The 14,263-nt window shown below is 72.0% G+C and carries 10 protein-coding genes and 1 pseudogene; 9 read left to right on the forward strand and 2 right to left on the reverse strand.

Going from position 1 to position 14,263, the window contains the following annotated elements; genetic code table 11:
• The first annotated feature begins 23 nt into the window (after window positions 1-23).
• The 4 genes from ACLJQZ_RS28115 (at window position 24) to ACLJQZ_RS28130 (ending at window position 3,433) form a co-directional block, all read left to right on the forward strand.
• Window positions 24-935 (forward strand): universal stress protein, encoded by a 912-nt coding sequence (locus ACLJQZ_RS28115; protein ID WP_410622873.1) that lies wholly within the window; start codon window positions 24-26, stop codon window positions 933-935.
• Between the two features lie 149 nt (window positions 936-1,084).
• The gene (locus ACLJQZ_RS28120) at window positions 1,085-1,696 is read left to right on the forward strand and encodes an HPP family protein (RefSeq protein WP_410622874.1); all 612 of its coding nucleotides are present in this window, start codon (window positions 1,085-1,087) and stop codon (window positions 1,694-1,696) included.
• On the forward strand, window positions 1,693-2,598 hold the full coding sequence (locus ACLJQZ_RS28125) for a universal stress protein (RefSeq protein ID WP_410622875.1): 906 nt from the start codon (window positions 1,693-1,695) through the stop codon (window positions 2,596-2,598). The genes ACLJQZ_RS28120 and ACLJQZ_RS28125 overlap by 4 nt, the downstream gene beginning before the upstream one ends.
• 196 nt (window positions 2,599-2,794) lie before the next feature.
• Window positions 2,795-3,433 (forward strand): response regulator, encoded by a 639-nt coding sequence (locus tag ACLJQZ_RS28130; protein ID WP_410622876.1) that lies wholly within the window; start codon window positions 2,795-2,797, stop codon window positions 3,431-3,433.
• Here the strand turns inward: ACLJQZ_RS28130 and ACLJQZ_RS28135 are convergent.
• Window positions 3,430-4,419, reverse strand: a complete 990-nt coding sequence (locus ACLJQZ_RS28135) for an Acg family FMN-binding oxidoreductase (RefSeq protein ID WP_410622877.1) — start codon at window positions 4,417-4,419, stop codon at window positions 3,430-3,432. The two genes, ACLJQZ_RS28130 and ACLJQZ_RS28135, sit on opposite strands and share 4 nt — an antisense overlap.
• Window positions 4,420-4,552: 133 nt before the next feature.
• Here ACLJQZ_RS28135 and ACLJQZ_RS28140 point away from each other — a divergent pair, with 133 nt between their 5' ends.
• The 5 genes from ACLJQZ_RS28140 (at window position 4,553) to ACLJQZ_RS28160 (ending at window position 13,571) form a co-directional block, all read left to right on the forward strand.
• Window positions 4,553-6,298, forward strand: a complete 1,746-nt coding sequence (locus ACLJQZ_RS28140) for a GAF domain-containing protein (protein WP_410622983.1) — start codon at window positions 4,553-4,555, stop codon at window positions 6,296-6,298.
• 128 nt (window positions 6,299-6,426) lie between these two features.
• Window positions 6,427-9,054, forward strand: coding sequence for a GNAT family N-acetyltransferase (locus tag ACLJQZ_RS28145; protein ID WP_410622878.1), 2,628 nt, complete (start codon window positions 6,427-6,429; stop codon window positions 9,052-9,054).
• Window positions 9,055-9,071: 17 nt separating this feature from the next.
• Window positions 9,072-10,157 carry an acetate/propionate family kinase gene (locus ACLJQZ_RS28150; RefSeq protein ID WP_410622879.1) on the forward strand — a complete coding sequence of 362 codons (1,086 nt, stop codon included), beginning with the start codon at window positions 9,072-9,074 and terminating at the stop codon, window positions 10,155-10,157.
• Window positions 10,158-10,179: 22 nt separating this feature from the next.
• Window positions 10,180-10,896: a hypothetical protein gene (locus ACLJQZ_RS28155; protein ID WP_410622880.1), complete on the forward strand. Its 717-nt coding sequence runs from the start codon at window positions 10,180-10,182 to the stop codon at window positions 10,894-10,896.
• 2 nt (window positions 10,897-10,898) lie between these two features.
• Entirely contained in the window at window positions 10,899-13,571 is a 2,673-nt protein-coding gene (locus tag ACLJQZ_RS28160; RefSeq protein ID WP_410622881.1) for a cation-translocating P-type ATPase, read from the forward strand.
• Between the two features lie 260 nt (window positions 13,572-13,831).
• On the opposite strand, the pseudogene ACLJQZ_RS28165 reads toward ACLJQZ_RS28160, so the two are convergent.
• Window positions 13,832-14,125 (reverse strand): annotated as a pseudogene (locus ACLJQZ_RS28165) (universal stress protein); the annotation flags it as partial.
• Between the last annotated feature and the right edge of the window lie 138 nt (window positions 14,126-14,263).

Below are 14,263 nucleotides of genomic sequence, written 5' to 3' on the forward strand. Positions count from 1 at the left end.
TGGCCGTTGAAGGAAGGAAACCCATGCACGGATTCATCGACGGCGCGATCGTCGCCGGGATCGACGGTTCGTCCTCGGCGGTGCAGGCAGCCGTGTGGGCCGGCACCGAGGCCCGCCGCCGGGGCCGCCCGCTGCGGCTGGTGCAGGTCTACACCCTGCCGAATGTGCGCTCCCCGATCGCGTTCGGATCGCTGGACCAGGTGCGGGAAGGCTTGGCGGAAGGGGCCGAAGAGTGGCTCGCCGACGCGCGGGCCGTCGTACTCGCCGAACACCCTGGCCTCGAGATCACCACGGCCGCCCGGGAATGGAGTCCCGTCGCCGCGCTGATCCAGGAGTCGCGGCACGCCGAGCTGGTGGTGCTGGGCTCGCGCGGGCTCGGCGGCTTCACCGGCCTGCTCGTCGGGTCGACCGCCGTGTCGGTGGTGGCGCACGCGCACTGCCCGATCGTCGTGGTTCACGGCCGGACACCGCACAGCCCGCCGCCGGTCACCGGTCCGGTGCTCGTCGGCGCCGACGGCTCGCCCGACAGCGAGGCCGCCTTGGCGTTCGCCTGCGAAGAGGCCCAGCTGCGGGGAACCGGGCTGACCTTGGTGCACACCTGGACCGACGTCCTCGCCGACGACGTGCCGCGGCTCTATCCGCTGCACGTGGACGCGGCCGCCATCGAGCGCACCGAACGCGCGAAGCTCACCGAGCAGCTGGCCGGCTGGCAGGAGAAGTATCCGGACGTCCCGATCGAGCTCGACGTCGCCCGCGGGCGGCCGGTGCGCACGCTGCTGGAGCGCGGGGAAGACGCTCAGCTCATCGTGGTCGGTTGCCGCGGCCTCGGTGGATTCACCGGCATGCTGATGGGCTCGACGAGCCAGGCGCTCATCGTGCACTCGCCGTGCCCGGTGGCCGTCGTGCGACCCCAGCCGACCGGGAACGGGTCGTGAGTGCCCCGCACGACCTGCGCGAGGATCTTCGTCCTTTGTGGACGTATTCGGTCGAAGGGACGTAAGTCCTCGCGACCGGTGACCGACGCCAGCTGTGCCCGAGGTGTCGCCATCTTAAGTTGGAAGTGACACGAAAGGCAGGAAACCCGATGCGAGCACGCGACGTGATGACCTCGCCGGTGATCACTGTGCAGCCGTGGACGTCCGCCAAGGAGGCGGCCGAGCTGCTGTCCACGCACGGCTTCACCGCGCTCCCCGTGGTCGACGACGACGACGGCCTGATCGGCATCGTCACCGAGGCGGACCTGATCCGCGGCCGGATCCCCGTCGACGTCCGGTTCACCCACGAGCACCACGAAGCCGTCGCCGCGGGCAAGACGGTGGGGGACCTGATGACCAGCCCCGCCACCGCCATGAGCACCGGCACGGACGTGGCCGACCTCTGCCAGGCGTTGATCGACGCCCGCATCCGCGCGATGCCGATCGTCGACGGCTCCGCCGTGGTCGGCATCGTGACCCGCGGCGACATCGTCCGCGTGCTCGCGCGGGACGACTCCGCCATCGCCCGGGACGTCAAGCACCGGCTGGAGATCTACGGCGGCAGCGGCCGCTGGGAGATCGACGTCCACGACGGCAACGTCCACATCGCCGACCGGTTCGACGACGACTCCGACCGGCACGTCGCCCAGCTGCTGGCGCTGGCCGTGCCCGGCGTCATCACCGCCGACACCGCTTATGCAGGTCAGGAGCAGAGCCGATGAACACCATCGACCCGAGGATCACCGTAGGCGTGGACGGCTCCGCCGGTTCCACGGCCGCGCTCGCGTGGGCCGCCAAGACCGCGTCCCTGCGCCATCTGCAGCTGCGGATCGTGCACGGACTGCAGCTCACCAGCCTCTACTACGGCGGTGGCCTGCCGGGCGCCGGCGCCGGTGCGTTGTTCGACGCGATCCAGGCCGACGGTGAACGGATCATCGCCGACGCCCGCAGCCTCGCGGCGTCCGTCGACAAGGACCTCGTCATCACGACGGAACTGCCGAACGCCCCGCCCGTGCCGATGCTCATCGACGAGTCCCGGCACACCCGGATGCTCGTCGTCGGCCGAAGCGGCTCCGGCGGGTTCGCCGGGATGCTGGTCGGCGCGACCGCGGCCACGGTCGCGAGCCACGCGCACAGCCCGGTCGCCCTCGTCCGCGGCCGCGAGGACACCTCGATGGTCCCGGATTCGGGCCCGGTCGTGGTCGGCGTCGACGCCAGCGCGAACAGCGAGCCCGCGCTCGGCGTCGCGTTCGAGGAGGCCTCCCTGCGCGGTGTGCCGCTGGTCGCGGTGCACGCGTGGGACGACGTCACTTACGAGGACACCCACGGCACCGCCCGGATCCTGACCCAGGCCGGCACGCTGGAGGAGGGGGAGCGGCGGCTGCTCGCCGAACGGCTCGCGGGCTGGCACGAGAAGTACCCCGACGTCACGATCCGGCCCCGGCTCGTGCACGACCGCCCCCGCCACGTGCTGCTCGAAGAGAGCGAGACCGCGCAACTGGTCGTCGTCGGCAGTCACGGCCGGGGCGGCTTCACCGGGATGCTCCTCGGCTCGACCAGCCAGGCGCTGATCCAGCACGCCCAGTGCCCGGTGCTCGTCGTCCGCCCGGAACGGAAGGCATGACCGCGGCTCGATGCCCGGCAGCACCGCACTGACCGGTGGACGCACTCGGCGGGTCGCGAACTACTTCGCGGCCCGCCGAGTGCGCTGCCCCGAAGTGACCTCCGGCGCCGGTTGGAGGTCTTTGGTCGTCTTCCCGAGAGCTTTCGCGGTCGTACGCTGGCCCCTGTCGAAACGTTCCCGTCACAGGAGGTCGGAGATGCTCCGCGTGTTTCTCGTCGACGACCACGAGGTCGTCCGTCGTGGGGTCGCCGACCTGCTGGACGAGGACGAGGAGCTGACGGTGATCGGCCAGGCGGGCAGCGTCTCGCAGGCCTTGGCCCGGATCCCGGCGCTCAACCCCGACGTCGCGGTGCTCGACGTCCGCCTGCCCGACGGCAACGGCATCGAACTGGCCCGTGAGCTGCGCTCCAAGCTGCCGGAGCTCAAGTGCCTGATGCTCACCTCCTACACCGACGAGCAGGCGATGCTCGACGCGGTGATGGCCGGCGCCAGCGGGTTCGTCATCAAGGACATCAAGGGCATGGACCTGGTCTCGGCCGTACGCGACGTCGGCGCGGGCAAGTCCCTGCTCGACGCGCACGCGACGGCCGCGCTGATGGCCAAGCTGCGCGAGAGCCAGACGAAGAAAGGCCCGTTGTCCGACCTGTCCGACCAGGAGCGGAAGCTGCTGGAGCTGATCGGCGAAGGCCTGACCAACCGGCAGATCTCCGAGCGGATGTTCCTGGCCGAGAAGACCGTCAAGAACTACGTCTCGCGCCTGCTGACCAAGCTGGGCATGGAGCGCCGCACCCAGGCCGCCGTCCTCGCCACCGAGCTGCGCCAGCACGGAAACTAGGCGCTGAGCCGATCCGGTTCCAGCAGGACGTCGTCCAGGGACCGGCGCGGTGTCCACGACGCCGGCGTGCCGCGGCCGAGGCGCAGCACGACCTGCGGCCACAGCCCACCGCCCAGCAGGGTGCGCAGCTGCGCCCGGACCGCGGGAACCTCGACCGGCTGCGAGATGAACGACGCGTCGAATCCGGCGGCGGTGGCCGTCAGCAGGACCCGCTGCATGGCCTGACCGGCCCGGATCCGGTCGGCCTTCTTGTCGTCGAAGGAGCCCACGACCACGACCAGGGGGTCGGAGTCGTCGACCGGACTCCGCCGTGGCGAGCCGGAGTCGCTCAGGATCCGGTCTCCGTCTTCCGCAGGCACCGCGCCGGCGGCGTACTCGGGGGCGCCGTCGCGGCTGTCCCGGGAGCGAGAGGTCCAGTGCCGCCGCTCGGCCAGGAACGCGGGGTCGGACACCTGAGCGTGGTGGCTCTTGTGCACCAAGTCGCGCAGCCGGTCCAGCTGGTTCGCGTCCAGCCGGGGCAGCCAGGCCTGCTCGGCCTCGGCGGCGAGGCGCAGCTCGGCGACGACCGTTTCCGGGATCACGGCGCCCTCGAAGGGGGTACGGTTCGTGTGGCGCCGAGGGATCGCGTCGGCCAGCCTGACGAGCCGTCGATCGGGCTTGCGAGCCGCGAACGGCCGGACCACCGCGAGCAGCGTCGGGTCGTCGCGCCGGGGCAGCAGCGTCGTGGCGGGGTGCGCGCCCAGCGCGTGGATCGCGGTCCGCAGGTTGAACAGCACAGCACCGCAGGAGATCAGCAGTTCGCGCCGGTCGGCGTCGGCCACCGGCAGGGCGCGGTCCGGATCGGCGTGCAGCTCGATCCCCGCTGCCGTGCAGCGGAACCGCCAGGGCTGCGTGTTGCGCGTCGACGGGGCGAGCACCGCCGCGCCGAGCACGGACTTCACCTGATCAGGATCCAACAGGCCGATCGAGGTGATGGGTGGTGTCATGGTTCCCTCTCGGTGCTGCCGGGCGGCACACTGTGGTTCCGGACAGCTTCCGATGACGGTCTCTCGTGCCACCGGACGGTGGAAAGGGGAGAAAGTCACCAGCGGTGAGGCTGGAGTGGACAATGTGAAGGTCGTGGGCAAGGTGTCGGTGAACGAATCCGGACAACAGCCGGACTACGGCTCCCGGCGAACGGCCGGAACGCTGTCCGGGCTGCGGCTGCGCGAGGTCCTGCGCGATCTGCAGGACCGCATCGAGCTGCTGATCGGCACCCGCGACAAGATGGACGGCCTGCTCGACGCGGTACTGGCCGTCGCGTCCGGACTCGAACTGGACGCCACGCTGCGGCGCATCGTGGAGGCCGCGATCGAGCTCGGCGAGGCCAAGTACGGCGCCCTCGGCGTGCTCGCCGAGGACGGCTCCTTATCCGAGTTCATCTACCTGGGGATCGACGACGACGCCCGGCACCTGATCGGGCACCTTCCCGAGGGGCATGGTGTCCTCGGCGTGGTCATCGACGAAGCGAAACCGTTGCGGCTGGAGGAGATTTCAGCCCATCCGGCGTCGGCCGGTTTCCCGGCACACCACCCCCCGATGCACTCGTTCCTCGGCGTGCCGGTCCGGGTGCGCGACGAGGTGTTCGGCCGGCTTTACCTGACCGAGAAGAAGAACGGCGAGCCGTTCACCGACGACGACGAGGTCGTCGTGCAGGCACTGGCTGCCGCGGCCGGCATCGCGATCGAGAACGCGCACCTCTACGAACAGGCGCAGGTGCGGCAGCGGTGGCTGGCCGCGACCGGCGAGGTGACGACCGAGCTGCTGGGCGGCACGGACCCGGCCGAAGCGCTCAACATCATCGCGACCCGCGCGCTGGAGCTGACCGGCTCCGACGTCACGATGCTCGCCCTGCCGAACTCCGGCCGGCTCGACGTCGACGAGGACTGGGGCGACGACGTCGACGACCTGACCGTCACCGTCTGCGCGGGGGTCCGGGCGGCCGAGCTGTCGGGCCTGCACATCGACCTCGAAGGCAGCCTGCCCGGCGCGGTGTACCGGGACCGGACGCCGCGCAGTGTCCCCGAGCTCGAACTCGGCGAATACCGCTTCGGGCCGGCGCTGGTGGTGCCGCTGCGGGCGGGCGACCGCACGACCGGCGTGCTCATCACCGTCCGGGAGCCGGGCGCGGCGTCGTTCGAGTCGGCCCAGCTGTCGGTCGTGGCCTCTTTCGCCGACCAGGCCGCGCTGGCTCTGCAGCTGGCGGCGCAACAGCGCGCCGCCCGTGAGCTGGACGTGCTCGGCGACCGCGACCGGATCGCCCGTGACCTGCACGACCACGTGATCCAGCGGCTGTTCGCGGTGGGTCTGTCGATGCAGAGCACGCAGCGGCGGACGAAGTCGCCGGAGCTGCAGAAGCGGCTCGGGGACAGCATCGAGCAGATGCACGAGATCGTGCAGGAGATCCGGACGGCCATCTTCGATCTGCATGGCGGCGCAGCGGGGGAGACCCGGCTGCGGCACCGGCTGCACGACGCGATCGCCGACCTGACCGACGACGCGCCGGTGCACCCGACGGTCAGCATGTCCGGCACGCTCGACGCGGTGCCCGTGCAGCTGGCCGAGCACGTCGAAGCGGTGGTGCGTGAGGCGGTCAGCAACGCCGTCCGGCACGCGGAGGCCTTGACGGTGTCGGTGTCGGTCGCGGTGAAGGACGACGTGCTGCGCGTCGTCGTGGTCGACGACGGCAAGGGCATCCCCGCCGACGTCTCGCCGAGCGGGCTCGGCAACCTACGCGAACGGGCGGAGGCTGCCGGCGGGCGGTTCTCGCTCGAACCCGGGCCCGAGGGCGGCGTGAAGCTGGAGTGGTCGGCACCGCTCGGTTGATCGCAGCGCACTTCGGTGACGAAGGTCCTCGGAGTTCGGGTAGTCCGGCCGCGTCGCGGCGCCCCCGGTCCGAGGTCTCCTTGACAGGCGACGCCAGACCGTCCTGGTGCCGCCCGAGGAGGGACAGCATGAGTGTGGACGCAGGCTCCCGAGCCCTGCTCGCGGACGGCGACGTGGTGTTCGTACGCCCGTTGCACCCGGCCGACACCGCCGAGGTGCTGGGCCTGCACACCCGGCTCACCGAACAGGACACGTACTTCCGGTTCTTCGGGGCCCGGCCGTCCATTTTGGACAAACTGGCCGGGGAGATCGCCGCGGAGACGGGTCCTGGCCACTACGCCGTGGGTTGCTACCTGCGCGGTGAGCTCGTCGGCGTGGCGAACTACGAAGTCCTGAAGGACACCACCGACGCCGAAGTCGCGCTCGTCGTGGACGCGGCCGTGCGCACCCAGGGCGTCGCGACCCTGCTGATGGAACACCTCGTCTCCCACGCCCGGAAGACGGGTCTGAAGCGCTTCGTCGCCGAGGTGCTCGCGGAGAACGCCAAGATCATCCACGTCTTCGCCGACCTCGGGCTGCGGTTCGAGGCGAGCGTCGAGGGCCCCGAGCGGGACGTCGTGATGGTTCTCGAGGAGGACGCCGCCTACCTGGACGCGGTGCTGAAGCGCGACTCCGTCGCCGATGTGGCCAGCCTGGCCCACGTGCTCAAACCCGCGTCGATCGCGGTGATCGGTGCGGGACGGCGGCCCGGTTCGGTCGGGCACGCGGTCCTGGCCAACCTGGTCGCGTCCGGCTACCCGGGTCCGGTCGAGGTGGTGAACCCGAACGCCGGCGAGATTCTCGGCGTGCCGTCCGCGGCGAGCGTCGCCGAGCTGGCCCGGACGCCCGAACTCGCCGTGATCTGCCTGCCCGTCGCGGCCGCCGCCGACGCCGTCGAGGCGTGCGGCGAGCGAGGCGTGCGTGCCGTGCTCGTGATCTCCTCCGGGCTGACCGGGACCCCGGCGGGGACCCGGGTCCGCGAGGCCGTCGGCCGCTACGGCATGCGGCTGGTCGGCCCCAACTGCCTCGGCGTCGTCTCCACCGACCCCGATCGCCCGCTGAACCTGACTTTCCTGGCCGGAGCGGTCGCACCCGGCAACATCGGCGTGGTCACCCAGTCCGGCGGCGTGGGGATCGCGCTCGCGGAATCCCTCGGCGATCTCGGTCTCGGCATGTCGAGCCTGGTCTCGACCGGTGACAAGTACGACGTCAGCGGCAACGACCTGCTGATGTGGTGGACCGCCGACCGCCGGACCGAGATCGCCGTGCTCTACCTCGAATCCTTCGGCAACCCCCGCAAGTTCAGCCGCGTCGCCCGGCAGCTGGCCCGCACCCGTCCGGTGCTCGCCGTCCGCTCGGGCAGCAGCAAGACCGCGCAGCGCGCCGCCGCCTCGCACACCGCCGCCGCCGCGACCCCCGCCGTCACGCGTGACGCGCTGTTCGAACAGGCCGGGATCATCGCCGTCGACACCGTGGCCGAGCTGGTCGACGTCATCGCCGGGCTGTCCTGGCAGCTGCTGCCGGGCGGCCCGCGCGTGGCCGTGGTCAGCAACGCCGGCGGGGCCGGAGTCCTGGCCGCGGACGCCTGCGAGCGCGAAGGCCTGGTGATGGCAGAGCTGTCCGACGACACGCGCGAGCGGCTGGCGAAGTTGCTGCCACGCGAAGCCGCCGTGCGGAACCCGGTCGACACGACCGCGGCCGTCCCCGCGGAGGTGTTCGCCGACGCGCTGCGCGCGGTGCTCGCCGACGACGGTGTCGACGCGGTGATCGCCGCGACCGTACCCACCGCGGTCGGCGACCCCGGGACCGCGCTCGCCGCCGTGCTCCTGCCGGAGTTCAAGACCGTCTTCGCGGTGCGGCCCGGGCAGCGCGCCCGCGTCGCCCCGCTGGTGCCCGGCACCGGCGTGACCGCGTGCTACGACGACCCGGCCGCGGCTGCCGCGGTCCTGGCCCGCCTCGTCCGCTACGAGCAGTGGCTGAACCGGCCCGAGACCGACGATTCCCTGGCTCCGCTGGAAGATCCCGACGCGCTCCGCGCCTTCGCCGCCGGACACGAGGGCTGGCTGGCCCCCGCGGACGCCGTCGAACTGCTGCGCCTGGCCGGCATCCCGATGGTGGAAACGACGTACGTCAAGACCGGCGACTCGATGGATGCCGTGGTCTTCGACCCCGGCTCGGCGGTCGTGCTGAAGGCCGACGCCGAAGGCCTGCTGCACAAGTCGGCGGGCGGCGGCGTACTGCTGAACGTGCGCGGTGCCGAGATCCTCGACGCGTTCCGCACCTTGCGCTCCCGGTTCGGCGCCGCCCTGCACGGGGTCACGGTCCAGCCAATGGCCGAACCGGGCCGGGAAGTGCTGGTCGGCGTGCGTTCGGACCCGGTGTTCGGGCCGCTGGTCGTGTTCGGCCTCGGCGGTGTCGACACCGACCTGATCGCCGACCACGCCGCTCGGCTGGCCCCGCTCACCGGGGCCGACGCCGACCTGCTGCTCGACGGCCTGCGCTCGGCGAAAGCGCTCTGGTCGGCGCGGCTCGACCGGGCGGCCGTGCGGGAACTGCTGCTCAAGGTCAGCCGGCTGGCCGAGCTCGTGCCCGAGCTCGCCGAGCTGGACCTCAACCCGGTGCGGGTCCGCTCCGACGGCTGTGTGGCGCTCGACGTCCGCGCCCGGTTCGAGCGGTCCACGTCCACCGACCCGTTCCTGCGCCGGTTGCGGGACTGATCCCGAGGAGGAAAGCCGTGCGCGTACTGACCCTGAACCCCGGCTCGTCGAGCATGAAGGTCTCGCTGGTCGTCGACGGCACCGCGGTCGGCTGGACCGCGTGGGACCTGGCCGACCCCGGCGCCGTCGCCCAGACGATCCGTCGCTGGTCCGACGTCGACGCGATCGCTGTCCGCTTCGTCCACGGAGGCGCTCTGACCGCGCCCGCGCCGGTCGGCGACGAACTGCTCGCCAGCCTCGAACAACTCACCTCGCTGGCGCCGAACCACCAGCCGTTGTCGCTCGAGGTGACGCGGGCGGTCCGGCGCCTGTTGCCGGACGTCCCGGTCGTGGCCTGCTTCGACACCGCGTTCCACGCCGAGATGCCCGAATCCGCCGCGCGGTACCCGTTGCCGCGGGCGTGGACCACGCAGCACCGCCTGCGCCGCTACGGTTTCCACGGCCTCTCGTGCCGGCACGCGCTGCACCGCACCGCCGAACTGCTCGGCCGGGCGCCGGACGAACTGCAGCTGATCTGCGCCCACGTCGGCGCCGGGGTGTCGGTGACCGCGATCCGCGACGGCCACGGCGTCGACACCAGCATGGGGTTCACGCCGCTGGAAGGCGCCATGATGGCCACCCGGTCCGGCTCGGTCGACCCGGGTCTGCTGCTGCACGTGATGCAGACGGTGCCGATGAGCCCGGCCGAGATGGCCGATGCCCTGTTCAACCACTCCGGGCTGGCCGGGATGAGCGGTACCAACGGCGACCTGCGCCAGGTGCTGGCCGCTGCCGCCCGCCGGGAACCGGACGCCGAGGTCGCCCTCGACGTCTACCGGCACCGCCTGCTCCGGGAAATCGGTGCGGCCGCGACCAGCCTGTCGCGGCTGGACGCCGTCGTGTTCACCGGCGGCGTCGCCGAGTACCAGCCGGAGGTGATCACGTCGGTCATCGAGGGGCTGGGTGTCCTCGGCCTGCGCGCCGGCGACGTCCCGCGCACGGACGTCGACCGGATCGTCACCGCGGCCGGTTCGCCGGTACCCGCCCTGATCGTCCTGCCCCGGGAAGAACTCGAACTCGCGCGCGGCGCCGAAGACGCGCTTTCCCGTCTGGCTGTGGCGTGAGCAGGCACTTCGGTGTGGGCCGATGACAACACTGGGCTTCCAGTGGGACCGGTCGTCGCGGACGGTGCTGGCCGACGCGCTGCTGCGGCTCGGCCCGAATCGCTGCGTCGCGGAGGTCCGGCCGGACGAGGTCGTGCTGACCGAGCCGCCCACCCGGCGCACGGCCGCTGGCCTCGAATGCGGGGCGGCGCTGTCGACGATCTGGACCGTCGTGCGGGTGCTGGGCCGCGAACCGGTGGTTTCGTTCCCGCACGACCCGGATCGCCCCGACGTCGCGGCCGTCGTCCGGGCCGGCGACGCACGCGGGACGTCCAGCGGCGAGTGGGCGCGCTACGCGGCGCTGCGCAAGCTCGACGAACCCGGCCGCGGCACGGTGCTGCGCCCGGTCAGCCTCGCCGTGCTGGGCGCGCTGGCCGGCGACGACTTCTGGCCGGACACGACCGTCCGGATCGTCCGTCCCGACTGGGTCCCGGCACTCAAACGCCTCGGTGGCGACGTCACCGGGCATTCGTCGTTGCTGATCACCACGCCGGGCGACAGCCGTCGCCACCACGTCCTGGCCGGTGCCGCGCTGCACTCGACGCGGCTCGCCGCGGCGAGCCGCGGCTTCGCCTCGCGGGTACTGCCGATGCGATCACCCGCCGAGCGAACCCGGTACGCCGAGGAGTCGTTGCTGCCCGGCATCCCGCAGGCGGTGCTCCTGGTCGGCCTCGCCACCCCGAAGCGAAGGAAACCCTGACGATGACCACGGAGCTGAAGACGACGCCGGACGCCGAGGACGCCGCGGCGATCGACGCCCGGGAGCCCGTAGACCGGCTGATGCGGGACCTGCGCACCAGCGTCACCGGCTTGACCGCCCGAGAAGCCATTCGACGGCTCCAGGTGAGCGGTCCCAACACGTTGCCGTCGCATCGCGGCGCGACGTGGCCGCTGGCGCTGCTGCGGCAGCTGATCCACCCGCTCGCGCTGCTGCTGTGGGTCGCGGCCGGGCTCGCCTGGCTCGCCGGGACGGCCAACCTCACGTTCGCGATCGTCGGGGTGATCCTGCTCAACGGTCTGCTGGCGTTCTTCCAGGAGCAGCAGGCGGAAAAGGCCGTCGAAGCACTCGGCCGCTACCTGCCCGACCGCGCGTCCGTGCTTCGCGACGGCGCGGTTTGCCAGGTGCCCGCGACGGAGGTCGTGCCCGGGGACGTCCTGGTGCTCGCCGAGGGCGACCGCGTCCCGGCCGACGCCCGGCTCGTGGCGGGCACCCTCGACGTCGACGCCTCGATGCTGACGGGGGAGTCGGCCCCGGTGACGCGGATGGCCGACACACCCGACGACGCGACGCGGCCGCTGGAGTCACCGGTGCTCGTCTTCAGCGGCACGGTGTGCGTCGCCGGCGCCGCACACGCGGTCGTGCACGCCACCGGGCGGCACACCGAGATCGGCCGGATCGCGTCGCTCTCGGCCCGGGTGGGACGCGAAGAGAGCCCGCTGGAGCGGCAGGTGCGCCGCGTCGCGTGGCTGATCGCCGGCGTCGCGGTCGTGGTCGGCATCGGGTTCCTGCCGCTGGGCTGGCTGGCCGGGCTGTCGTGGTCGGCGGCGTTCGTGTTCGCGATCGGCCTGCTCGTCGCGAACGTCCCCGAAGGCCTGCTCCCGACGATCACCCTCGCGCTGGCCGCCGGGGTGCGGTCGATGGCCAAGGAAGGCGCACTGGTCAAACGGCTGTCGGCGGTGGAGACCTTGGGCTCCACGACGGTGATCTGCACCGACAAGACCGGGACCCTGACCCGTAACGCGATGCACGTCGAAGAGGTCCGGGACGGGCTGGGCGAGCCGTTGGACGACGCGAGGGTGCTGGCCGCATCCCTCGCCCGCTGCAGCACCGCGGACCGCGCTTCGGCCACCGGCGACCCGACCGAGCTGGCCCTGCTGGACTACGCGGCCGACCACGGAACCGTGTTCGACCCGGCCGCCCGCGAGGCCGCGCGGGAGACCCTGTACTCGTTCGACCCCCGGCTCAAGCGCATGTCCACTGTGGACTTGATCACCGGTTCGCCGGTCGTGGCCACCAAGGGTGCGCCGGAGCAGGTGATACCTCGGTGTTCGTCGGTCCTCGACGTCTCCGGCGCCGAAATCCCGGTCACGCCCGAGCTGCGGGAGCGGATCCTCGAACGCGTCGACGAGATGGCGGGCCGGGCCCTGCGTGTACTGGCCGTCGCCCGCCGCGGCGTTCCCACGGTGCCCGGGAGCCGCGACGAGGCGGAGTCGGATCTGTGCTTGCTGGGGCTGGTCGGGCTCGTCGACCCGCCGCGTCCCGAGGTCGCCGCCGCGGTCGCGAACTGCCATTCGGCGGGGATCACCGTCCACGTCGTGACCGGCGACAACGGCCGGACCGCGGCGGAGATCGCCCGGCGTGTCGGGATCGACGCGGACCGCGTGATCAGCGGCGACGAACTCTCCCGGATGCCCGAACCGGTCCTCGACGAGGCACTCACCGCCGGCGGTGAGATCGTGTTCGCCCGCGCCGCACCGGAGGACAAGCTGCGCATCGCCGACGCGCTGCGCGAGTGCGGCGAGGTCGTGGCGATGACCGGCGACGGCGTCAACGACGCCCCGGCCCTGCGCCGGGCCGACATCGGCGTGGCGATGGGCGTCGGTGGCACGGACGTCGCGAAGGAAGCGGCGACGGTGGTGCTCACCGACGACAACTTCGCGACGATCGTCGCGGGTGTGCGGGAGGGGCGGCGGGTCTTCGACAACGTCCGCAAGTTCGTGCTCTACATCTTCGCGCACGCGGTCCCGGAAGTGCTGCCGTTCTTGCTGTTCGCCGTGTCCGGCGGGATGATCCCGCTGCCGCTGACGGTGCTGCAGATCCTGGCCATCGACCTCGGCACGGAGACCCTCCCGGCGCTGGCCCTCGGCCGCGAACCCGCGGAGCCGGGCTTGATGGCCCGCGGCCCGCGCCGGCGGTCGGAAGGTGTGGTCACCGGCCGGATGTTGTTGCGTGCGTGGGGGATCATGGGCCTGCTGTCCGGGATCCTCGTTCTGGGCGCGTACTTCGCCGTGCTGTACGCGGCGGGCTGGCACCCGGGCGCGGACGTCTCGACGGGTGCCCCGCTGCACCACGCCTACCTCCAGGCGACGACGGCCAGCTTCGCGGCGATCGTGTTCTGCCAGATCGGTACGGCGTTCGCGTCCCGCACGGAGCGGGTGTCGCTGCGTGCGGTCGGCCTCACGACGAACCGGCTGCTCCTGGGCGGAATCGCGTTCGAACTGGTCTTCGCGGCCGCAGTGATCTACCTGCCGCTGTTGCAGACGATGTTCGGCACGGCGGCGCTGCCGGCGTGGGTGATCGCGCTGATGCTGCCGATGCCGGTACTGGTGTGGGGCGCGGACGAACTTTTCCGCTGGGCCGGCCGCCGCGCCTGAAATGCACTGAGCCGCCGAAGGCCACCATCGGGGAATCCAGTTCCTCTTGGCGGCCTCCAGAGACTTTCCGACGTAGCCGGGACACGGCTCAGGCCGGTGTGAGGTGGCGCGCCGCCTCCGGGGTGATGACGACGATCGGGCAGCGGGAGAAACGTACGCACTCGCGGCCGACACCGCCCAGCACCAGGTCCGCCATCGCGCCGCCGCGGGGGGGCGCCGAGGACCAGCAGGTCCGCGTTCGCCGAAGCCGTCACGAGTTCCGTCGCGGGGTCTCCGTGGATCGTGCGCGTCTCCACCGTGGCTGCGGTGTCGACGCCCAGGCCGCCGACGTGGTCCTCCAGCGAATACTCGCCCTCCGGGACCCGGCCGTGCGGCTGGAGTGCGAGCGACGCGCCCGGCAGCAGAGTGTCGCGGGGCCGGACGAGGATCGCCCGGACGACGTCTCCGGCGTGCGTTCCCGCCTCGAGTGCCCATCTCAAGGCCGCTTCACCGCGGGGTGACCCGTCCATCCCGACGACGATGACCCGGCCGGTGTGCGGATGTGGCGAATTCATGGCGGCTCCTGCTTTCTCCTCGATGTCACCACGATCGTGCGCCGTCCACCAGAGGCGCCGGTAGAGGCCGAATTCCGCCGTGGCTGGGGACTTTGTGCTCCGGTGCCGGCACCTGGCGAGGGTTCACGATGACACCGG

Origin of the sequence: Amycolatopsis sp. cmx-8-4, assembly GCF_046548675.1 — a bacterium.
Classification (GTDB): domain Bacteria; phylum Actinomycetota; class Actinomycetes; order Mycobacteriales; family Pseudonocardiaceae; genus Amycolatopsis.